The sequence below is a fragment of the Devosia sp. 1635 genome (assembly GCF_013185955.1).
Taxonomy (GTDB): Bacteria; Pseudomonadota; Alphaproteobacteria; order Rhizobiales; family Devosiaceae; genus Devosia.
In genome coordinates, this window is sequence record NZ_JABAOM010000001.1 from 259,871 (window position 1) to 279,633 (window position 19,763).

Sequence of the window (19,763 nt, forward strand, 5' to 3'; positions counted from 1 at the left end):
GTTGTGTCTTTTTACGGTGCTGCTGCTGGTCTGCATAGGGCTTCAGCCCCTCCCCCGCGGCGGGGATGCGACGGGCGCGGAAGGCGATCTTATCCGGCAGGGTAGCTATCTCGCCCTTTTCGCGGCGACCATGATGGTGACGCGCCGCTCAACCTGGTTCTCGATTGTGCCGTGGAGCTTTTTTCTCGTGTTCGGATGGTGCTGGCTCAGCCTGCTGTGGGCGATCGAGCCGGGCATTGCCCTGCGGCGGGTGGGCATCACCACGGTGCTTGCCGTGCTGGTCTTTGCCGCAGTGCATTGCGCTGGAGCGCGCCGCTCCTTTGCCGCCCTGTGGTGGGCGCTGGTGGGGGTGCTTGCCGTCAACTACGCGGCCGTCCTGCTGAGCCCTGCCGGGGTCCACCACGCGGGCGAAACTGGCGATCTTGCCTTGGCCGGCAGTTGGCGCGGCGCGACGATGCACAAGAATTTTGCCGGTCCCGTTTGTGCACTGACGGTTCTGGTGCTGCTGCTGGATCGGCGCCCGGTAAATGTCTGCCTGCGCTGGCTGCTCCTCGCGGGCGCAGCATACTTTTTGTGGCGCACGCAGTCCAAAACCGCAATGGCACTGCTGCCCGCCGCCCTTCTTAGCGCCCTGGTTTACATGACCCTGGGACGCCGGCAACGGGTCTGGATCCTGCCTGCTGCCGGTTCTATCCTGGTGTTTTCTCTACCGTTTTGGGCTGAAATTCTTACCGCCCTCAACCGATATTTGGCACAACCTGAAGGCCTTACCGGGCGGACCCAGGTCTGGTCGCTGCTGCTGCGCTATGCCGGGGATCATCCTTGGGTGGGGGCGGGGTTCGGGTCGTTCTGGGGGGTTGGGGCGAGGGGGCCGGTGGGGGAGTTGGTGGAGGGGTGGGTGGCCGGGATATTCTCGGGTCACAATGGTTATCTCGATGTTCTGGTGCAGCTGGGGTGGCCCGGACTGGCCCTGGCGGTGCTGGCCTTTGCCATCGCGCCGCTCTCGCGCATCCTGGGGGCCAGCGGAATTGCGAGGCGGGACGGGGGGTTAGTGGTGGGGGTGCTGGTTTTTACCCTGGGGCACAACCTGACGGAATCGAGTTTGCTGAACCGCGATCATCCCGGCTGGGTGTTGTTCCTTGTGGCGGTGGCGCTGGTGTGCCAGCTGCGATGGGAGCGCCAAACAGCCGCTTTGCCGGGTTTCCGCCATGTTGATGAACGGGTTCTGAACGGCTTCCCGGCCGGGGTCGCAGCGGGTGCGATGGCCCCGCGAGAGCAGCCGCTACAGCATCAGTATTAATCCAGTAATTCTTATTCACTGGTTGAAATCTCGTGCTAAGCTCACTCTGCGGTGCTGATGAGTTCAAGCAGGATATAAGTTGTTGGGTGTGTCCGGCGGTTCTGGTTCGAGTTATCGCAGGTTAATTGCAGGTGCCGCTGCACAAGCATCTAGATGCTGGTCGCCGGATTCAAAAAATTCTACTGGAGCGTGCTCCCACGTAACTGCTGTCCGTCGTGGTGGTGCTGAAAAAGGCTTGTTGCTGCTGAGCGGGCATGACACGCAGGGCGGGATCACAAATTTCATTGGATCGTTGCGGGCAGGGCTCGAGGCCGGGGGGCAGACTTGCCGCAGCGCGGCGCTCTACCAGGCGTTCATCTCGCAGCCGGGAGCTTATGAGCAGGTGCTCGTGTGCAAGCGGCAGATGTCGCCGCTGGATTATGCGGGGGCGGTGTTCCGATTGCTGCGGCTGGTGCTGCGCGAGCGCCCCGCTGCGGTGGTGACGGTGATGCCGCTGGCGGGGGTCGCGGCGGGGCTCGTAAGCCTGCTCACCGGCACGCCGGTAATCGTGACCCACCACAGCCCGTATCGGGACAACGGGCGCATCGTGCGCTGGCTGGACCGGATGGTCGGGGGGCTGGGTGGATACCGGCAGATCGTCTGTGTGTCCCAGGCGGTGGCGGATAGTTTTGCCGGGCATTCCAAGGCTTGTCGCGCGCCGCTGCGGGTGATCGCCAACGGCGTGGCAGAGGTGCCGCCCGCGATGGGCCGGGCGCAGTGTTTTGCCCGGTTCGGCCTGCCGGCGGATAGGTCGGTCGTGCTCATGGCGGGGCGGTTGGCGCGGCAGAAGAATGTGCTGACGGCCGTCAAGGCAGTGGCGCGACTTGAGGGCATAGCTCTGGCGCTGGCCGGTGATGGCCCCCTGCGCGAGGAGGTGCGCCAGCTTGCGCAACAGTTGGGTGTGGCCGAGCGGGTGCATCTGCTGGGGCATCTGGATCATCACGACGTGGTCGACCTGACCTTTGCCTGCGACGCCTTTGTGCAGATCAGTTTCTTTGAAGGGCAGAGCCTCGCACTGCTGGATGCGGTGCGTGCCGGAACGCCGATTGTCGTCAGTGACATTGCGGTGCAACGAGAGGTGATCAAGACCCCGATCGGCGAACTGGCGGGTGTTACCTGCGACCCGCAGGACGCCGATGATGTGGCGCGCGCCATTGCCGAACTGTTGCGCGATCCCGCGCGACACCAGCAGCTGCGGGCGCAGTTAGCGTCACGGGTGCGCAGCGAAGCGCAGATGGTGGCGGATTACCGTGAGTTGTTGCAGCCTTTACTCGGCCAACAGGCGCATTCGTCCGTGGCCTGGGAAGGCGCGACCAGATGAGCGAGCCCGGCTCCCGCAAAAGGCTGCTGGCCGTATCGTCGAGCGGAGGCCATTGGCAGCAATTGCTGTTGCTTGGAGAGGCGTTTGCCGATTTCGACGTGGTTTATGCCAGCACAGTGGCCGAGAGCCGGCCGGCCGATGGCGGAACCAGCCTGAGGCTGCGCGAGGTCAACCGCACCCAGCCTTGGCTCGCCTTACCCGCCCTTTGGGAAGCGCTGCTGCTGGTGCGGGGGCTGCGGCCAGCGGTGATTGTCAGCACCGGAGCGGGGCCAGGCCTCCTGGTGCTGCTGGCGGGGCGACTGCTGGGCGTGCCCACTGTGTGGGTGGACAGTGTCGCCAATGCCGAGCGTCTGAGCATGAGCGGCTGGCTGGCGCGGCGCTTTGTGCAGCTCCATTGCAGCCAATGGGAGCACCTGGCAGACGGGGGCCGCACCAAGTTCCTGGGGCGAATGCTGTGATCCTCGTGACAGTTGGAACCCAGCTACCCTTTGACCGGCTGGTCGCGGCCGTGGACGAGCTGGCGCCGAGCCTTGGCGTACCCGTGTTCGGGCAAGTCGGCCGCGCGGCACACTTGCCCAGCAACATGGAATGGGCCCCTTTGCTTGCGTCCGACGAGTTCGCCCGCCGTTTTGCTGCCGCGAGCACGATCGTGGCCCATGCCGGGATAGGCACGGTGCTGATGGCACAGCGCTGGCGCAAGCCGATCATCCTCGTGCCCCGGCGCGCCGGGCTGGGTGAACATCGCAACGACCACCAGCTGGCAACCTGCTCCGAACTTGAAGGGCGGCCCGGCATCTATGTTGCGCGCCAAACAGCGGAACTGGCCGACTTGCTTGGCCAGCCATTGCTGCCCTCGGGCAACGAGGACGACGCAGACAACCGGCAAGGCTTGATTGAGGGGCTGCGCCAGCAATTGCGCCGATGGAGTTAGCCCGCTGCACCTTTGTGGCGCAGGACCGCTCCCCCGCTTTGCCTAGCCCTAAGCCAAGCCGGGGCGGCGCCGGTTAACCTGCTATCAGCGACCCTGTGGCATGGTTGGGGACGGCTTGGAGACCCCTGATGGGCGCAGCGGTTCGATTTGGGGTCACTTTGGCCTGCCTGGTGCTGCTTTATGCGCTGGCAGCCGGCGGCGGCTTGCGCTCCATCGATGCCGGCTTGCGCGATGTAAGGCTGGCGCTCAACGCCATGCCGGCCAGCGGCAGCACGGTGGTGGTCGATATCGACAGCGAAAGCCTGGCCGAGATCGGCGTTTGGCCCTGGCCGCGCAGCCTTTACGCCCAGGCGCTGGATCGGCTGGTCGAGGTCGGAGCCGCCGAGGTGGCCTTCGATATTGATTTCAGCAGCGCCAGCACGCCGGCCGAGGATCAGCAACTGGCCCAAGCACTCGAGCGCGCTGGTGGCTACGCCTATCTTGCGGCGTTCCAGCAGTTGAGTGGGGCAGAGGGGGAACTCGCCCTGTCCATGCCCATGGGGCCCTTGCTGGAGCAAGCAAGCCCAGTGCTGGTCAACGTATTTCTCGATTCATCGGGGCAGGCCAAGTCATTTCTGTCGCGCGTCGAAACGGATCAGGGTGAGGTACGGGCGCTGCCGGTGGAACTGGTTCCGAGTGGGCAAGCCCTGCCGCGCAGCGTCAACATCGATTTCAGCATCGATGCGCGCACCATTCCACGCATCCCCTTTGCCGATGTGCTGGCGGGACGGGCCGATCCGACACTGCTGCAGGGCAAGCAGGTGATCATCGGCGCGAGCGCCATTGAACTGCGCGACCTGTTTTCCATTCCCCGTTTCGGCATTGTCGCGGGGCCGGTGTTGCAGGCCGTTGCCGTCGAGACACTCAAATCGGGGCGCATCATCACCGATTTGCGGCTTGGCCCCTCTGCTATTGCGCTCGTCCTGATGGCGCTGGCCCTGCTGTTTCTGCGCTCGCGGTTGCGGTTGTGGCAGATCGGGCTCCTTGCGGCCGGGCTCGGTGCCGTTTGGGAAGTGGCGGCGCTCGTGACCTACCGCACCATGGCGGTGAGTTTTGATACCGGCTTTTTCCATGGCGGCATCGTGGTGTTGCTGGTGCTGGCTGTCGTGGACGAGGCCTTTATCCAATATCGGGGTCGCATCGCCGCCCTGCGCCGGCTGAGCCATCTGGCGCGCCATGACCAGACCACCGGGGCACTCTCGCGCGCCGGGCTGATCGAGGCGGCCGCGCCATGGGGCTTTGCGCCCAAGGCCGTGATCCTGGTGCGGGTGCAGCGCCTCAACCTGTTGCGCGCTTCGCTTGGGCACGAAGTGACCGACAGCCTGCTGCACGCCATCGGGGAGCGCCTGTCCGGCCAAGTGCCGGGGCTGGTCGGCTATGTGGCGGACGATAGTTTTGCCTGGGCCTACCGGCTGGAGCGCCCAGACATGGCGGTGATGGACGAGGCCTGCCGCAGCCTTTCGGCCCGGCTCGGCGGGATCTATGACACGATCGGTCACCGCATCCATGTCGAGGTCAGATGCGGTTATTCGGCTGGCCCGCTCAGCGTGGACGACCTGCTGAACCAAGCCGAAACGGCGCTGCTGCAAGCCGATGCGGAGCGCGCCCCCTTTGTGGGCTATAGCCCGACCGACCAGCAGCAGCTCGAGGAGCGGCGCCAGCTCGATCTCGATCTGCGCCATGCCGTTGAAGACGGGCAGCTCGAAGTGGTGTTCCAGCCCCAGATCGACCTGCGCACCCGCACCATTGTAGGGGCTGAGGCGCTGCTGCGTTGGCGCCATCCGCAACTGGGGATGATTTCCCCGGCCCAGTTCATTCCCCTTGCCGAAGAAACCGGTCTTATCGTCGATCTCGGGCGCTGGATCCTCGAGGAAGCGTGCAGCCAGGCGATGGCCTGGCCCTGGGAAGGGCGGATGTCGGTCAATGTCTCGCCGGTGCAGCTGCAATTGTCGGATGTGCCGGCGATGGTGGCAGGCGCGCTGGTCCTTTCGGGCCTGCCGCCGAAACGGCTTGATATCGAGATCACGGAAAGCAGTCTTGTTGCGGGGATCGGCGGGATCATCCGCACCTTTGCCGCGCTCAAGGGGATCGGGGTCGATGTGGCGCTGGATGACTTCGGCACGGGCTATAGTTCGCTGAGCTATCTCAAGGACCTGCCTTTCGACAAACTCAAGATCGACCAGAGCTTTGTGCGCGCCATGGGCGATGGGGCGGCGGGCGACGTGATCGTTGCCAGCATTATCGGGCTGGGCCGCAGCCTGGGCAAAACCACCGTAGCCGAAGGCATCGAGGACGAAGCCGCGGCCAGCGCGCTTGCGGCAATGGGTTGCTCTATCGGGCAGGGCTATTATTTCGGCCGGCCCGTTGACGGGCCGACCATGCGCGCATTGGTGGAAACAAACCTGCCTTTGCCGCAGGCCGCCAGCGCCTAGGCGCCGATCAGCACGGCAAAGCCGTGCTTCGCCAGCGAGCCGGCGGCCCCGGCCGTGCCAGCTACGGGTTGGCCGGTCATGGCGTCGCGGTATTGACCGGGCGGCAGGGCCACCCCTGCTGCAGCCTGGCCGCCATGGCCCGGCGACAGATCGGCAATCACGACAAGGCGCTCGCTCCCATGGCTGCGGGCAAAGCCGAGCACCTGCTCGCTGCCGGTGGCGAGGGGCTCATAGTTGCCCCGGAGCAGGAGCTCGGGATGGGCCTTGCGCAACTGCAGGAGCGCCCTTGTCAGCACGATCTTGTCGTCGCCCGCGGCGCCCGGGCCAGCGGCAACCCGCGTCAGCCGCTCGCGCAATCCCGCAAAGTTGAGATCGCGCCGGTTGTCGGGGTCCACAAAGCTTTGCTCCCAATCTTCGGCGCCGCGATAGATATCGGGCACGCCGGGGACGGAAAGCTTGAGCGCCGCCTGGATCAGGCTTTTGCGCCGGCCGATATCGGCGAGCTGCTGCTGCACCTGCCGGAAGCTCGCAAGGAACGCCTCGTTGCGCAGCGCTGCCGCGACAAAGTCCTGAATGGCTTGCTCATAGGCTGGGTTGTTGACGCTCCAATCGCTGTGGAGCCGCGCTTCGCGCACCGATTTGAGCATGGCGGCCTGCAGGCGCTCGGTGAGGGTAGCGAGCGAGGGGGACTCGCTGCTATCGGCGGGGGGCCAGCCGCCCAGCAGCAGTTGCAGGAAGAGGTAGATGTCGTTGTTGTCGATGGCCGGCTCGGTGCTGTTCGCGAGCTGGTCGCGCCAGCCGAACACGGCGGCATCCCAGATTTCGGGGTGATCGGCGATGGCGCCGATATTGGCACGGGTGTCCTCGCCACGCTTGGTGTCGTGGGTCGAGGTGGTCAGCATGGTGGCGGGGTGATGGGCGAGCCGGCGCCGATTGGCATCGTGGAAGGCATCGATGCCGACTGAGAAATTTTGCGGATGCGCGCCCACTTCGTTGAGCGACACCAGCCGGTTGAAGCGATAAAGCGCCGTGTCTTCGAGGCCCTTGGCTATCACCGGGCCGGTATATTGCTGGAACTTGCCGAGCGCGCCCAGGGTCTCGGAGGGATCATACTGATGCGGCAGCCCGGCGGTGAGGAACTGGCCGAGAAAGTCAAAAAGCGAGGGATCGAAAAAGGGCTGCGACCGGCGCGCCTTGGCAACGGCATAGTTGATCTCGCGGATATCGCGCTCGTCGGCCTGGGGGCCATCGATATATGTGCGATAAACCTGCAGCCAGGCGATGATCTCGCGCAGGCCCTTGCGGATGGCGTTCTGCGTCAGGTCCCGGGTTTGCGGCACGGACTGGGCGACAAGGAATACGCGGTGGGCGAGGCTGAAGAGCTCGGCGGCGAGCTCATTGTCCATGACGCGCAGCTTGCACTCATAGGCTTCGGTGACGGGGTCGACGACATCGCCCTCGAAGCGCTCGTAGGTGGCGGAAAGCGGTGCTTCGGCGGCGGGATTGGTGAGGACGCGGGTAAGGAGGGCACCGAACTCGTAGCCCGTCGTGCCCTCGACGGGCCAATCGGCGCGCAGATCCTCGTGCGGGGCGAGGATCTTTTCGATCAGCAGATAGATGGGGCGCGGGGATGCGGCGCGCAGGTCTTCGAGATAGCCCTTGGGATCAAGCAGGCCATCGACATGGTCGATCCGCAGGCCGTCGACGTGGCCTTCCGCGACGAGGCCAAAGATCAGGGCGTGGGCGTGGTCGAACACGTCGGGCCGGTCGATGCGGATGGCGCCGAGGTCGGAATTGATGAAAAAGCGGCGATAGTTGATGTCGTCGGCGGCGGCGAGATAATGGACGAGCCGCCAGTGCTGGGTGGCAATGAGGCTATCGAGGGCGGCCCAGCTGCCGAAATGGCCCGGCTCGCCGTTGAGGGCGGCGATGGCAGCTTCGGGGGCGCCGTAATGGGCGAGGAGCTGCGCTTCGTCCTCGGGGCGGAGGGGGAGCTTGTGGGTGCCGTGCGCCCAGACGGCGAGGCCATCGCTGTCAGCCTTGAGCACGATCTCGCCCGCTTCAAGCGCCTGGGCGTAGGACGTGCCGAGGAACGGGACCATCAGCTTGCCCTCGAGCGCCGGGTTGGCGGGGGCCCAGTTGATGTCGAACCAGTCGGCATATTGGCTGCCGGGGCCGTGGCGGAGCACATCGAGCCAAAGCCAGTTATCGGCGCCACCCACGCCCATATGGTTGGGCACGAAATCAAGGAGGATGCCGAGGCCGGCGGCCCGCAGGGTCTGGGCGAGGTCGCGGAACTCCTCGATCGTGCCGATCTCGGGATTGATCAGCGTGTGATCGACCGTGTCATAGCCGTGGGTGCTGCCCGGCTGCGCCTTGAGGATAGGGGAGAGATAAGCGTGGCTGACGCCCAGATCGGCGAGATAGGGCACGAGAGCCTTGGCGTGGGCGAAGGTGAAGCCCTTGTTCAACTGCAGCCGATAGGTGGAAAGAGGAGTGGTGGAACTATCGCTCATGGGGCTCAACTGCTGGCGGCGCGGAGGGCGCGCGTCGGTGAAGGGGCCGCGGGGCCGGGGAAAGTGCCCCGGTCAACGGCCCTTGCCAACCTTTGTTCCCCGCTCAGGGATCGCGATAACCTAGCACTCTGAGCGTGAGATTGTCGGGGGTGACCGGGCGGTCAAACACCAGCGCCACCGGGCTTTGCGACTGGGCGGGGGCGTAATCAAGGGTCACGCTGCCGCTCACGGCGTCTTGCCCCGAACCCACAGTGCCTTCGATGCCCACTTCCGCAGCGGTGGCGTGGCCGAGATTGAGCACGGTGACATCAGCGACAAAGCCATCGGACGTTTGCCGAACGGCATCGAGCCGCAGCGTGAGCTCGGGATGGCTGCCGGTCTTGGTCAGGGCTTCCACCAGCAGAAAGCTGGCCAGCCCCAGAATAACGAGGGCCGACAGGGCGGCCAGGATCCACTCGATGGTGCCCGCTTTGCGGGCGGCGGGGGATGGGGGCTGGTTGCTGGCTTGGTCGGACACGGCGGGAGCCCCTTACAAAATCAGCCGCGCGGCGGCGGCGCCAATGGCGGCGGGAAAGCCCAGCACCACCAGAACCCCTAGTGCGGTGCTGAAGGAGAGGCCATCGAAGCGGCCAAAGGTCCAGAGCACATAGCAGGAGATGGCGAGCGCGATGGCATAGCCCACGGCGGTAAAGCGCAAAAAGGCGCTCCACCAGGGCGTGTCGGGGGTCGCTTCGCTGCCCTTGAACTCGGATGCAAAAACAAAGCCGTGCATGAGCAGCAGCGACAGGGCGATCAGCGCCAGCGACTGCCAATCAGTCATGCGAAAGGCGATGAGGATCATTTCCTCGGTGGGGGCAACATTGAGCCCGAGATAGAGCGAGCCGGCGGCCATGATCCCCAATTCGCTGCCATAGCTCTGTTCGCGCTCCTCCTCCTCGTCCTCGCTTTGCCCGAACTGGCTGCGGCCGAGCAGGGCGCCGAGAGCGGCGGGAATGGCATGGATGACGATCTTGCCCACAAGCTCGGGCGGGTTCATGCCCGGCCCGATAACCCCGAGCACGGCGAGCAGGATCGTGGTGCTGACGAGGCCAATGCCATAGGCAAGGGCGACATCGCGCAGATCCTCCTTCCAGCCCCAGGTGGCCTCAAAGCCGGAATAATGGGACAGGAACATCAGCATGGGCAGGCTGGAGGCCAGCAGGAGCAGCAAGCGCCAGCGATCCATGGCAAAGCCGAGCTCCCACATTTCCATGGTCATCAGCATGGGGAGCGAGAACACCAGCGCCCCGCCAAAGGCACGGCCAAGCCCGGTGACGAGATCGCGAAGCTCCTGGCCGCCCTCATCCGCCTTGTTGGCCGCTGCTGTGCTCATTCTGCTTACCCCGCGTCAGGCAGGCCGCCGCGGAAGCGGCGCTGGTAGTCGGCATCATAAAGGGCGCTGTCGCGAAAATCGTTGCTGGCAAGGGAGGGGCCGACAAAGATGATGGCAGTGCGCTCGATGGGATCGTCGGCCACTTGCGCGGCGATGGTGGACAGCGTGCCGCGCAGAATGCGTTCGCCCGGCCAGGAGGCATGCACGACAATGGCGACGGGGCAGTCGGGCCCGTAAAGCGGGGTGAGTTCAGCGACCACCCGCTCGAGCGCATGGATGGCAAGGTGAATGGCCAACGTCGCGCCCGTGGCGCCAAAGGCGGCGAGGGTTTCGCCCCCAGGCATGGGGGAGGCGCGGCCGGAAACGCGGGTCAGCACCAGGCTTTGCGCCTGGGCCGGAATGGTCAGCTCACGCCCAAGGCTCGCGGCTGCCGCGGCAAAGGCGGGCACGCCGGGGGTGAGCATATAGGGGATGGCGTGGCGATCGAGCCGACGCAACTGCTCGGCCACGGCGCTCCAGATGGAGAGGTCCCCCGAATGGAGCCGCGCCACATCAAGGCCCGCCGCGTGGGCGGTGATGTATTCGGCCTCGATGTCATCGAGGGAAAGGGATGCGGTGTCGACCAGCCGGGTGCCGGGGGTGCAGTAATCGAGCATCTCACGCGGCACGATGGAGCCGGCATAAAGGCAGACGGGGCAGCGGGCGAGGAGGTCGCGGCCGCGCACGGTGATGAGATCGGCAGCGCCGGGACCGGCGCCAATAAAGTGGACGGTCATGGCTTGCTCCAGCACCATTGCAGCAGCGGCATGGCCGGGCGCCAGCCGGTCATGGTGCCGATGGAAGAAGCGCGGCTGAGCTCGATGCGGGTGAGGCTGCCGCCATGGGCGGCGTGGTGGGCGAGCAAAATGGCTTCCATTTCGAGGGTGACAGCGTTGGCAACGAGCCGGCCACCGGAACGGAGCGCCGCTCGCGCTGTTTCGAGCGCGCCGGGATCGCTGCCGCCGCCGCCGACGAAGATGGCGTGCGGGGGCTCGAGACCCTCCAGCGCCGCGGGCGCGGCGCCTTCAACGAGCTGCAAGCCGGGCACGCCGAACTGGGCGGCGTTGTGCTTGATGCGCGCGCAACGCTCGGGATGGCTTTCGATGGCAATGGCGCGGAGAGTGGGATGGGCCAGCAGCCATTCAATGGCGATCGAGCCGGAGCCGGCGCCGATATCCCAAAGCAATTCGCCCTGTCGCGGGGCGAGGGTCGCGAGGGTCAGGGCGCGGATCTCGCGCTTGGTGATCTGCCCGTCATGCTCGAACAGTGCATCGTCGCGCCCGGGCACCAGCGGCAGGACGCGCGCTTCGGGCAGGGCGACGACCGAGATGGCCACGACATTGAGCGGATTGATGTCGGCGAGGGTGAAGGCGCTGGCGGGCTGGGATCGGACGCGCTCCTCGGGGCCGCCCAGAGCTTCGAGCACGGTGAGGATGGACAGGCCAAAGCCGCTCTCGTGCAGCAGCTGGGCGAGCTGGAGAGGGGAATCGCCGTCGGACGTGAGCGCCAGGATGCGCGCGCCGGGCTGCAGATGCGGGCGCAACAGATCCTGTGAGCGGCCATGCAGCGACAGGGTGGTGATCTCGCCCAGGGGCCAGCCGAGGCGAGCCGCGGCTAGGGTGAAGGCGGAAGGGTGGGGCAGGACCCGCATTCGGGCGGGGTCGATGCGGCGGGCGAGCGTGGCCCCGACGCCGAACTGAAACGGGTCGCCCGAAGCCAGCACGCAGACGGCCTTGCCGCGAGCGGCGACCACGGCATCGACGGACAGCGAGAAGGGGCTGAGCCAGGCTTGCTGTTCGCCCCTGATCAACGGGGCGGCAAGGCGCAGATGGCGTTCGCCGCCAAACACCAGTTCGGCCTGGCTGATGGCGGCTTTGGCCGCATCGCCGAGGCCCGCGATGCCGTCTTCGCCGATGCCGACAATGGTCAGCCAGCTCATCGGGGTCCCCCGGCGGAACGGGGCGAATAAACGATCGGCGTGCGGCCGGGCCGTTCGATAACGCGGGTTTCGGGCGAGCCGATGATGACGCAAGTGGCCATATCGGCGGTGCTGGCATCGGCATCGGCCAGGGTGACAAGGCGCAGCATCTCGTCGGGGCGGCCAGCGGCACGGCCAAAGATCACCGGGGTGCTCCAGGGCAGTACTTCGCGCAGGATGGCAAAGGCGGTGCCCAGCTGCCAGGGGCGGGCGCGGCTGATGGGATTGTAAAGCGCGATTACGAGCCCGGCGCCAGCAACGGCGCGAAGGCGCTGCTCGATCAGGGTCCAGGGCTTGAGATTGTCGGACAGGGAAATGGCGCAGAAATCATGGCCGAGCGGGGCGCCCATGCGAGCGGCGACGGCGAGCATGGCGGTGACACCGGGCACGATTTCGAGTTCCAGATGGCGCCAGGGCTCGGGGCCATCCTCGATGGCTTCGCACACGGCGGCGGCCATGGCGAAAACGCCTGGATCGCCACCTGAAACGACGCAGACCTTTTCTCCCGCGGCGGCGGCCTGAAGGGCGGCACGACTGCGGTCGAGTTCTTCGCGGTTATCGGAGGCGACGCGCTGCTGATCGGGGCGTAGCGACAGACGATCGAGATAGGGGCCATAGCCAAAGAACAGCCGGGCTTCGGCCACGGCCTTGAGCGCTTCGGGAGTGATCTGGTCGGGATTGCCGGGCCCGAGGCCGACGACGCTGATTTTGCCGGTCATGGCCGCTCGCTCCAGCCGGGGACCAGCACCAGGGCGAAATAGGGGGCGGTGTCGTCCGGCTTGTCGCACAGGCGCATGGACTGGCCGTTGCTCATCGTGCCGCGCTCCACATAAACCGCGGTTTCGAGCTTGCCCGCGGCGGCAATGGCGCGGCGGATCTTGGGCAGGTTGCGCCCGACCTTCATGATGACGGCGCCCTGCGTGTCGCCGAGGCGGCGCTCGAGTTCGGCTTCCTCGAGCGTGCCGGGCAGGACGGCCAGCACATCATCGCCCTGCACCAGCGGCAGGCCGGCCATCGACCAGCAGCCCGACATCGCGGTGATGCCGGGCACGACCTCGGTGGGGTAGCGATGGGCGAGGCGCACATGCAGATGCATATAGGAGCCGTAAAACAGCGGATCGCCTTCGCTCAGCACCGCAACCTTGCGCCCGGCATCGAGATGGGCGGCGATGCGCTCGGCCGCTTGGGCATAGAACTGCGCGGTGGCGGAGCGATAATCGGCGTGGTGGCGGTCGATCTCGGTGGTGACGGGATAAAGCAGGGCTTCCTCGTGCTGGGTGGGCGCAAGGAGATCGGCCACGATGGCGCGCGCATTGCTGCGATTGCCCGACTTGGCGAAATAGGCGACCACATCGGCGCCCTGGATGGCGCGCACGGCCTTGAGGGTCAGGAGTTCAGGATCGCCGGGGCCGGTGCCGACGCCGTAAAGGGTGCCGGTCATAGACCGGGCCTTGCCAGCGCGTTCAGCGCCGCAGCGGTGATGGCGCTGCCCCCGAGGCGGCCGCGCACGATGGCATAGGGCACGCCATAGGAGTGTTCGGCGAGCGCGGCCTTGGATTCGGCGGCGCCCACAAAGCCGACGGGCATGCCCAGGATCGCGGCGGGGCGGGGGGCGCCGTCGCGCAGCAGTTCGAGGAGGTGGAACAGCGCCGTCGGGGCATTGCCGATGGCGACCACGGCGCCAGCCAGGCGCTCGCCCCAAAGATGGAGCGCGGCGGCCGAGCGGGTGTTGCCGATCTCCTGGGCGATAACGGGCGTCTGCGGATCGCGCAGGGTGCAGAGCACCGGATTGTTGGCGGGCAAGCGGGCCGCAGTGACGCCGCGCACCACCATTTCGGCATCGCATAGAATGGGGGCGCCGGCTTCGAGCGCGCCGCGGGCGGCCTCGACAAAGCCAGGGCCAAACTCGAAATGCTCGGCGGCTTCCACCATGCCGGCGGCATGGATCATGCGCACGGCGAGTTCCGCCTCATCGGGGGTGAAGCGGCGCAGATCCGCTTCGGCGCGGATGATGGCGAAGGACTGCCGGTAAATGGCGTCCCCCGCTTTTATGTAGTCGTATTCGATCATGGCAGGTGGGGTCCAAGAGCGGCGGCGATGCGCACCGGGCCAAGCGCGGCCAGAACCGCGGCGCTGGTTTGGCCAGGCGCGCGATGCGCATGGAGAAGGCCGGCAAGGCGGGCAAAAGCCGCGCTGGCATCGGCATGGGGGATGAGGAGCAGGGGTGCGTCGCTGGCGCGGCCCGATAGCACCACCGCCCAGCCGCCGGGCTGGGCGACGAGCGTGATGTCGGCTGGCCGCGGATGGGCGCAACCCTTGGGGCAGCCCGAAACATGGAGGGTCGCGGTGCCATCAAAGAGGGTCGGGAGCGCGTCGAGCAGCTGCGATGCCAAGGCGCGGCTGGTGGCAAAGCCCGAGGCGCAACCCTCATTGCCGATGCAGGCATGGGCACCAAGGCGCGGATCGGCGGGATTGGTGAGGAGGCCCAGCGCTGCGGCGGCGCGCCCGAAGGCGGCGAGCGCGGTGGGGGCGCCCAGGGCGAGGAGGGCGTGGCCAGGAGCAAGGCGCAGTTCGGTAATGCCGGCAGATGTGGCGTGCTGCGCGAGGGCGGCGAGCACGGGGGCGGCGATGCTGCCAAAGGGCAGGGCGACGGGGAGGGCCGCGCCATCGCGCACGGGAATGAGGCCGGCGAGCGGCGGGGGCGCGGGAAGGGGGGCCGGTGAGGAGAGCCGGGTGGCGAGTTCGGCCTGGATCGCGGCGGGATCGAGATCGCGGGCGCGGGCGGCGGGGCCCAGCTCGGCCAGGCGCTGCAGGATCAGGCTGGTGGCGGGGAGCGCAGCGGTGGTCGCGAGGGTGCCGAGCGGGGTCTTGCCCAGCGCCAGCAGCCAGCGATCGGCATCGAGGGCGGTGAGGCGCAGATCGGCGCCGAGGCGCGCCAGAGTGATGGCGCCGCCGCCATCCACCACGACGGTGACCTTGGGGCCGAGGCGGGGGGCGAGCGGGGCGGCCGCGACGCGGATGGCGGTTGCGAGGGGGCGCGGATCGGCGTGTTCGGTGGGATCAAGGCCGGCAAGGGGCGGGGTTTCCACGACGAGGCCGGTTTCGATGGGCAGGAACGCTTCGATGGCCTCGGCAAAGCGGGGCGCGGAATGCTCGGAAAGGCCCCGCACCTGCAGATTGCCGCGGGCGGTGATTTCGAGCTGGCCATTGCCGTGCCGGGCGGCGAGTTCGGCGATGCGGACCAGCTGAGCGGGACTGACACGCCGCTCGGGCAGGCGCAGGCGCGCGAGGAGCCCGTCGCCGGTTGCCATGGGCTGGCGCAGGCTGGGGCAGGCACCGCGGCGCGCGGGCGCAATGGGATCAGTGATGGGCAGCAGCTGGAGCAAGTTCGGGCTTCGTGATGCGTGAAGCCCTGTCCTTATACGATCCCTCGGGCGGCACAAAGCGCTCTATGGTTCGCGTTGTCGCAACAGGTAGATGTCCATGATCCAGCCATGGCGCGCGCGGGCGGCCCGGCGCGTCTCGACGATGGTGTCGCGCACGTCGCCCAGGCGGCCGGCAATGGTGAGCTGGTCGGGGGTGCCGAGATAGGCGCCCCAGAAGATCTCGAGCTCCGGATCGGCATGGATAAAGGCGGTTTGCCCGTCGAGCATGACGACGCTGTCGCCCCCAAGGCCCGATTCGACCAAGCGGCGGCCGGTGGTGATCTTGACGGGCTCGCCGATGCGATTAAGGGCAATGGCATGGGCCGAGGTGAGCGCCTGGATGGAGGTGATGCCCGGGATGACTTCGACGTGGAAGGTTTCCGGCTGGGGCAATTGCGCGACGATGCGCAGGGTGCTGTCGTAAAGCCCCGGATCACCCCAAACGAGAAAGGCGCAGGAGCCGCCATCGGGCACATGGGTGGCGATGAGCTCGGCGAAGATGCCGGCGAGCGTGGCGTGCCATTCGGCCACGGTCTGCCCGTAATCGGAGCCGTTGCGGCGGGTGGGGACGCGATAGGGCACGAGCGTGGGCTGCTCGAGATAGCGCTCGCAGATCTCGCGCCTGACCTGGGCGAGTTCGGCCTTGTCCTCGCCCTTGTCGGGGATGAAGAGGGTGCCGGCGCGCTGGAGGGCATTGATCGCCTGCACGGTCAGGTGCTCGGGATTGCCGGTGCCGATGCCCACAAGGATAATGGTTTTCACGCGCGTTCTCCTGGCTGTGGGGGAGATGGCATGAAGGGGCGGGGCGAACAAGCCACCGCGTCCGTGCGGACGGGGAACGGGGCTTGACCTTCCCATGTTGGAACGCCGCATAGCTCGTGCCCCGATCAATCAGGAGGTTTGAAAATGAAGTGTCTGGCTCTTTCCCTGTGCGTGGCTGCGGCCTTGAGCCTGCCGGTGGCGGCGCAGGATCATGCCGGCCATGGCATGGCTGCCGGCGACAGCCCGGCAACCGAAGCCTTCAAGGCGGCCAATATGCGCATGCACGAGGCGATGGACCTCGACTATAGCGGCGACGCCGATGTGGATTTCGTGCGCGGCATGATCCCACATCACCAAAGCGCGGTGGAGATGGCGCAGATCGTGCTCGAGCATGGCAGCGATCCCGAGATCCGGGCGCTGGCCGAAAAGATCATCGCCGATCAGGAAGGCGAGATCGCCCAGATGCAGGAATGGCTGGCCAAACACGGCCACTAAGGAAAGAGGGCCACGCTCAAAAAGGAGTGTGGCCCTTCGGGTTTATGCCGGCTCGGGAGTGTAGCCGGCTTCGCGGATGGCAGCTTCCGCCTTGGCGCGGTCGCCGGTGAAGCTGACGCGGTGGGTGTCGAGATCAACGGCGATCTCGGCGCCGGGGAGCGCTTCCTCGAGCGCCTTGCGCACGGTGCCCACGCAATGGGCGCAGCTCATATCCTCGACGCGCAGAGTGGTTGTTTGGCTCATTTCAATGTCCTTTCACGGGTTGCGGCCCGGCCAGATCATCCAGGATCGGGCAATTGGGCCGGTCGTCGCCGCCGCAGCAGTGAACGAGATGCTTGAGCGTCCCGACCATGCCCTGCAGTTCGGCAATCTTGGTTTCGAGGTCGGCGATATGGGCCGATGCCACCGCCTTGACCTCGGCGCTGGCGCGGCTCTTGTCCTGCCAGAGGCTGAGAAGGCGGCTGGTTTCCTCGACGGAAAACCCGAGGGTCCGGGCCCGCTTGATGAAGCGCAGCACATGCACCTGATCGGGGTCATAAACGCGGTAATTGCTGTCGGTGCGCCCGGGCGGCTCGATGAGGCCGATGGATTCGTAGTAGCGGATCATCTTGGCCGAAACGCCCGAGGCCTGGGCGGCTTCCCCGATATTCATGGGTTCACTCCTTGCAGGATCGCGGGGCGCACGGTGCGCAGCCGCTGGGCGTTGCCCACCACAAAAACGCTGGAAAGCGCCATGGCACCAGCCCCGATCATGGGCGACAGCAGGATACCAAAGCTCAGATACAGCACGCCTGCGGCGACCGGGATCAGGATCACGTTATAGGCGAAGGCCCAGAACAGGTTTTCGCCGATATTGCGCATGGTGGCGCGGCTGATGGTGAGGGCATTGAGCACCCCTTTGAGATCGCCGCCCAGCAAAACGACATCGGCGCTTTCGATGGCGACATCGGTGCCGGTGCCCACGGCAATGCCGATATCGGCAGCGGCAAGGGCGGGCGCATCGTTGATGCCATCGCCGACAAAGGCGATCTTGCGATTGCCACTGCGCAGCGAATTGATGGCATCGACCTTGCCGGCGGGCAGGATTTGGGCGCGCACTTCATCGATCCCGAGCTGGTCGGCAATGGCCTGGGCCGTGCGCTGGTTGTCGCCCGAGATCATGGCCGTGCGGATGCCCATGCGGTGCAGTTCGGCGATCACCGCCTTGCTGGTGGGGCGGGCCCGATCGGCCACGGCGGCAACGGCCGCCAGCTTGCCATCGACGCCAACCAGAATGGGCGTCTTGCCCTGGCCGGCCAGTTCGGCGAGCTGATCGGCAAAGGGCGTCTGGTCGATATCGGGCAGCTGGCCAGCATTGCCGACCAGCACCTTACGAGCGCCCACGACGCCGCTGATGCCATGGCCGGCCGAAGACGCGAACTGCTCGGCATCGGCGATGGGCAGGCCGCGCTCGGTTGCAGCGGCAACGATGGCGCGGGCAATGGGGTGTTCGGAGTGATGTTCCACCGCCGCCATCAGGGCCAGCACTTCGGCCTCGGCAAAGCCCGGGGCGACCACGAGATCGGTCAGCACCGGACGCCCTTCGGTCAGGGTGCCGGTCTTGTCAAAGGCGATCATCTCGACGTCGCGCAGGCTTTGCAGCGCTTCGCTGCGGCGGAACAGGACACCCAGTTCAGCGGCCCGGCCGGTGCCCACCATGATCGAGGTGGGGGTGGCCAGACCCATGGCGCAGGGGCAGGCAATGATGAGAACGGCCACGGCATTGACGAGGCCATAGAGATAGCCGGGCTCGGGACCCCAAAGCAGCCAGACCACAAAGGTCGCGAGGGCTGCCGCCATCACCGCCGGCACGAACCAGAAGGTGATGCGATCGACCAGCGCCTGGATGGGCAGCTTGCCGCCCTGGGCATCCTCGACCATGCGGATGATCTGGGCCAGCATGGTATCGGCGCCCACCTTGGTAGCGCGGAAGGTGAAGCTGCCTTCGCCATTGACCGTGCCGCCGACCACACTGGCGCCTTCGGCCTTGCCCACGGGAATGGGCTCGCCCGAAATCATCGATTCATCGACATGGCTTTGCCCGCTGACGATCTCCCCATCGACGGCAATCTTTTCGCCGGGACGCACCAGAAGGATATCGCCCACAACAACTTCTTGGATGGGCAATTGCACAAAGGCGCCATTGCGCTGCACCTGGGCGGTCTTGGCCTGTTGCTGCACCAGCCGGGCAATGGCGGCGCCGGTGCGACCCTTGGCCAGGGCTTCGAGCCACCGACCCAGAAGGATCAGGGTCACGATCACCGCCGCCGCTTCGAAATACACAAAGCGGCTGGTGGCAGGCACCAGGCCGGGCGCAAAGGTGACGACGCTGGAATAAAGATAGGCAGCGCCGGCGCCCAGGGCGACGAGGGAGTTCATTTCCGGCGCGCCGCGCAACAGAGCCGGAATGCCTTGCGCAAAAAAGCGGCGGCCCGGGATAAACAGCACGATGGTCGTGATGACAAAATAGGCGATGTAGAGCCACTGGGTGGGCACGAGGTGCATCACCGCCATATGCATGCCGGGGATCAGATGGCTGCCCATTTCGAGCACGAACATGGGCGCCGTCAGAACCGCGGCAAGGATCACGTCGCGCCGAAGCACGGCGGCGTCCTCGTCATGGTGGTGGCCGGCATGGCTGCTGCGCTGTTCGGGCGCGGGCTGCCCGGAGTAACCGGCCTTGGTTATGGCCGCGAGAACCGGCTCGAGTTGCGCATCGGGGGTCAGCTCGACAGTGGCGCGCTCGGTGGCAAGATTGACGGAAGCCGCCTTGACGCCGGGGGTCTTGAGCAGTGCCCGTTCCACCCGCGCCACGCAGGAAGCGCAGGTCATGCCCTCGATATCGATGGAAACTGGTCGGGTTTGGAGTGCCTGGTCGGTCATTTTTTCACCTCGTCCAGCTTTATGTAGGGCTTCCCATCATGGGAAGGTCAAGGGCTTCTGCCGCTTTCGCGCCACTGGAATGAACGGAAAATGAAGCGGGTGCTCATTTTGTTTGCACCCAGTGCATAACCGGTGTGCAGCAAGGCGCAGTTCTCAGCACCCGAGGGGCGCCCTACATAGGGGTCAGCAAAA

General features: G+C 66.3%; 19 protein-coding genes. 6 read left to right on the top strand and 13 right to left on the bottom strand.

Annotated elements, in window-relative coordinates; genetic code table 11:
* Window position 1: 1 nt before the first annotated feature.
* The 5 genes from HRU92_RS01345 to HRU92_RS01365 all read left to right on the top strand — a co-directional run bounded on the left by HRU92_RS01345 (window position 2) and on the right by HRU92_RS01365 (window position 6,062).
* Entirely contained in the window at window positions 2-1,300 is a 1,299-nt protein-coding gene (locus tag HRU92_RS01345) for an O-antigen ligase family protein (RefSeq protein ID WP_173087432.1), read from the top strand.
* Between the two features lie 235 nt (window positions 1,301-1,535).
* Window positions 1,536-2,660 carry a glycosyltransferase family 4 protein gene (locus HRU92_RS01350; protein ID WP_172122692.1) on the top strand — a complete coding sequence of 375 codons (1,125 nt, stop codon included), beginning with the start codon at window positions 1,536-1,538 and terminating at the stop codon, window positions 2,658-2,660.
* The gene (locus tag HRU92_RS01355; RefSeq protein WP_173087434.1) at window positions 2,657-3,118 is read left to right on the top strand and encodes a glucuronosyltransferase; all 462 of its coding nucleotides are present in this window, start codon (window positions 2,657-2,659) and stop codon (window positions 3,116-3,118) included. The genes HRU92_RS01350 and HRU92_RS01355 overlap by 4 nt, the downstream gene beginning before the upstream one ends.
* On the top strand, window positions 3,115-3,591 hold the full coding sequence (locus HRU92_RS01360) for a glycosyltransferase (RefSeq protein WP_172122694.1): 477 nt from the start codon (window positions 3,115-3,117) through the stop codon (window positions 3,589-3,591). The genes HRU92_RS01355 and HRU92_RS01360 overlap by 4 nt, the downstream gene beginning before the upstream one ends.
* 128 nt (window positions 3,592-3,719) lie before the next feature.
* Window positions 3,720-6,062, top strand: a complete 2,343-nt coding sequence (locus HRU92_RS01365; protein ID WP_173087436.1) for an EAL domain-containing protein — start codon at window positions 3,720-3,722, stop codon at window positions 6,060-6,062.
* Here the strand turns inward: HRU92_RS01365 and treY are convergent.
* The 10 genes from treY to cobF all read right to left on the bottom strand — a co-directional run bounded on the left by treY (window position 6,059) and on the right by cobF (window position 16,154).
* Entirely contained in the window at window positions 6,059-8,578 is a 2,520-nt protein-coding gene (gene treY, locus HRU92_RS01370; protein ID WP_173087438.1) for a malto-oligosyltrehalose synthase, read from the bottom strand. The genes HRU92_RS01365 and treY overlap by 4 nt on opposite strands.
* Window positions 8,579-8,681: 103 nt before the next feature.
* The gene (locus HRU92_RS01375; protein WP_172122697.1) at window positions 8,682-9,095 is read right to left on the bottom strand and encodes a hypothetical protein; all 414 of its coding nucleotides are present in this window, start codon (window positions 9,093-9,095) and stop codon (window positions 8,682-8,684) included.
* Window positions 9,096-9,107: 12 nt separating this feature from the next.
* Window positions 9,108-9,950, bottom strand: coding sequence for a TIGR02587 family membrane protein (locus HRU92_RS01380; RefSeq protein ID WP_172122698.1), 843 nt, complete (start codon window positions 9,948-9,950; stop codon window positions 9,108-9,110).
* Window positions 9,951-9,955: 5 nt separating this feature from the next.
* Window positions 9,956-10,726, bottom strand: coding sequence for a precorrin-4 C(11)-methyltransferase (gene cobM, locus HRU92_RS01385; protein ID WP_172122699.1), 771 nt, complete (start codon window positions 10,724-10,726; stop codon window positions 9,956-9,958).
* Window positions 10,723-11,928: a precorrin-6y C5,15-methyltransferase (decarboxylating) subunit CbiE gene (gene cbiE / locus HRU92_RS01390; protein WP_173087440.1), complete on the bottom strand. Its 1,206-nt coding sequence runs from the start codon at window positions 11,926-11,928 to the stop codon at window positions 10,723-10,725. Before cbiE ends, cobM begins: the two co-directional genes overlap by 4 nt.
* Window positions 11,925-12,686 (bottom strand): precorrin-3B C(17)-methyltransferase, encoded by a 762-nt coding sequence (locus tag HRU92_RS01395; RefSeq protein ID WP_172122701.1) that lies wholly within the window; start codon window positions 12,684-12,686, stop codon window positions 11,925-11,927. Before HRU92_RS01395 ends, cbiE begins: the two co-directional genes overlap by 4 nt.
* Window positions 12,683-13,408 carry a precorrin-2 C(20)-methyltransferase gene (locus tag HRU92_RS01400; protein WP_172122702.1) on the bottom strand — a complete coding sequence of 242 codons (726 nt, stop codon included), beginning with the start codon at window positions 13,406-13,408 and terminating at the stop codon, window positions 12,683-12,685. The genes HRU92_RS01395 and HRU92_RS01400 overlap by 4 nt, the downstream gene beginning before the upstream one ends.
* Window positions 13,405-14,037 (bottom strand): precorrin-8X methylmutase, encoded by a 633-nt coding sequence (locus tag HRU92_RS01405; RefSeq protein ID WP_172122703.1) that lies wholly within the window; start codon window positions 14,035-14,037, stop codon window positions 13,405-13,407. Before HRU92_RS01405 ends, HRU92_RS01400 begins: the two co-directional genes overlap by 4 nt.
* Entirely contained in the window at window positions 14,034-15,353 is a 1,320-nt protein-coding gene (gene cobG, locus HRU92_RS01410) for a precorrin-3B synthase (RefSeq protein ID WP_173087442.1), read from the bottom strand. The genes HRU92_RS01405 and cobG overlap by 4 nt, the downstream gene beginning before the upstream one ends.
* Before the next feature lie 63 nt (window positions 15,354-15,416).
* Entirely contained in the window at window positions 15,417-16,154 is a 738-nt protein-coding gene (cobF, locus tag HRU92_RS01415; RefSeq protein ID WP_173087444.1) for a precorrin-6A synthase (deacetylating), read from the bottom strand.
* 144 nt (window positions 16,155-16,298) lie between these two features.
* Here cobF and HRU92_RS01420 point away from each other — a divergent pair, with 144 nt between their 5' ends.
* On the top strand, window positions 16,299-16,649 hold the full coding sequence (locus HRU92_RS01420) for a DUF305 domain-containing protein (protein WP_173087446.1): 351 nt from the start codon (window positions 16,299-16,301) through the stop codon (window positions 16,647-16,649).
* Window positions 16,650-16,691: 42 nt separating this feature from the next.
* Here HRU92_RS01420 and HRU92_RS01425 read toward each other — a convergent pair whose 3' ends face one another.
* Genes HRU92_RS01425 through HRU92_RS01435 form a run of 3 tightly spaced genes read right to left on the bottom strand, consistent with a single transcriptional unit; the run spans window position 16,692 to window position 19,571 of the window.
* Entirely contained in the window at window positions 16,692-16,892 is a 201-nt protein-coding gene (locus HRU92_RS01425; protein ID WP_127752322.1) for a heavy-metal-associated domain-containing protein, read from the bottom strand.
* 1 nt (window position 16,893) lies between these two features.
* The gene (gene cueR / locus HRU92_RS01430) at window positions 16,894-17,301 is read right to left on the bottom strand and encodes a Cu(I)-responsive transcriptional regulator (protein WP_127752323.1); all 408 of its coding nucleotides are present in this window, start codon (window positions 17,299-17,301) and stop codon (window positions 16,894-16,896) included.
* Entirely contained in the window at window positions 17,298-19,571 is a 2,274-nt protein-coding gene (locus tag HRU92_RS01435) for a heavy metal translocating P-type ATPase (RefSeq protein WP_173087448.1), read from the bottom strand. Before HRU92_RS01435 ends, cueR begins: the two co-directional genes overlap by 4 nt.
* Window positions 19,572-19,763: the final 192 nt, after the last annotated feature.

What these genes read in the sequence shown, in the direction of transcription:
- HRU92_RS01355 (WP_173087434.1), top strand. Translation starts at nt 2,657, where the DNA reads ATGAGCGAGCCCGGCTCCCGCAAAAGGCTGCTGGCCGTATCGTCGAGC.
- HRU92_RS01365 (WP_173087436.1), top strand. Translation starts at nt 3,720, where the DNA reads ATGGGCGCAGCGGTTCGATTTGGGGTCACTTTGGCCTGCCTGGTGCTG.
- treY (WP_173087438.1), bottom strand. Translation starts at nt 8,578, where the DNA reads ATGAGCGATAGTTCCACCACTCCTCTTTCCACCTATCGGCTGCAGTTG.
- HRU92_RS01380 (WP_172122698.1), bottom strand. Translation starts at nt 9,950, where the DNA reads ATGAGCACAGCAGCGGCCAACAAGGCGGATGAGGGCGGCCAGGAGCTT.
- cobM (WP_172122699.1), bottom strand. Translation starts at nt 10,726, where the DNA reads ATGACCGTCCACTTTATTGGCGCCGGTCCCGGCGCTGCCGATCTCATC.
- cbiE (WP_173087440.1), bottom strand. Translation starts at nt 11,928, where the DNA reads ATGAGCTGGCTGACCATTGTCGGCATCGGCGAAGACGGCATCGCGGGC.
- HRU92_RS01395 (WP_172122701.1), bottom strand. Translation starts at nt 12,686, where the DNA reads ATGACCGGCAAAATCAGCGTCGTCGGCCTCGGGCCCGGCAATCCCGAC.
- HRU92_RS01400 (WP_172122702.1), bottom strand. Translation starts at nt 13,408, where the DNA reads ATGACCGGCACCCTTTACGGCGTCGGCACCGGCCCCGGCGATCCTGAA.
- HRU92_RS01405 (WP_172122703.1), bottom strand. Translation starts at nt 14,037, where the DNA reads ATGATCGAATACGACTACATAAAAGCGGGGGACGCCATTTACCGGCAG.
- HRU92_RS01420 (WP_173087446.1), top strand. Translation starts at nt 16,299, where the DNA reads ATGAAGTGTCTGGCTCTTTCCCTGTGCGTGGCTGCGGCCTTGAGCCTG.
- HRU92_RS01425 (WP_127752322.1), bottom strand. Translation starts at nt 16,892, where the DNA reads ATGAGCCAAACAACCACTCTGCGCGTCGAGGATATGAGCTGCGCCCAT.
- cueR (WP_127752323.1), bottom strand. Translation starts at nt 17,301, where the DNA reads ATGAATATCGGGGAAGCCGCCCAGGCCTCGGGCGTTTCGGCCAAGATG.
- HRU92_RS01435 (WP_173087448.1), bottom strand. Translation starts at nt 19,571, where the DNA reads ATGACCGACCAGGCACTCCAAACCCGACCAGTTTCCATCGATATCGAG.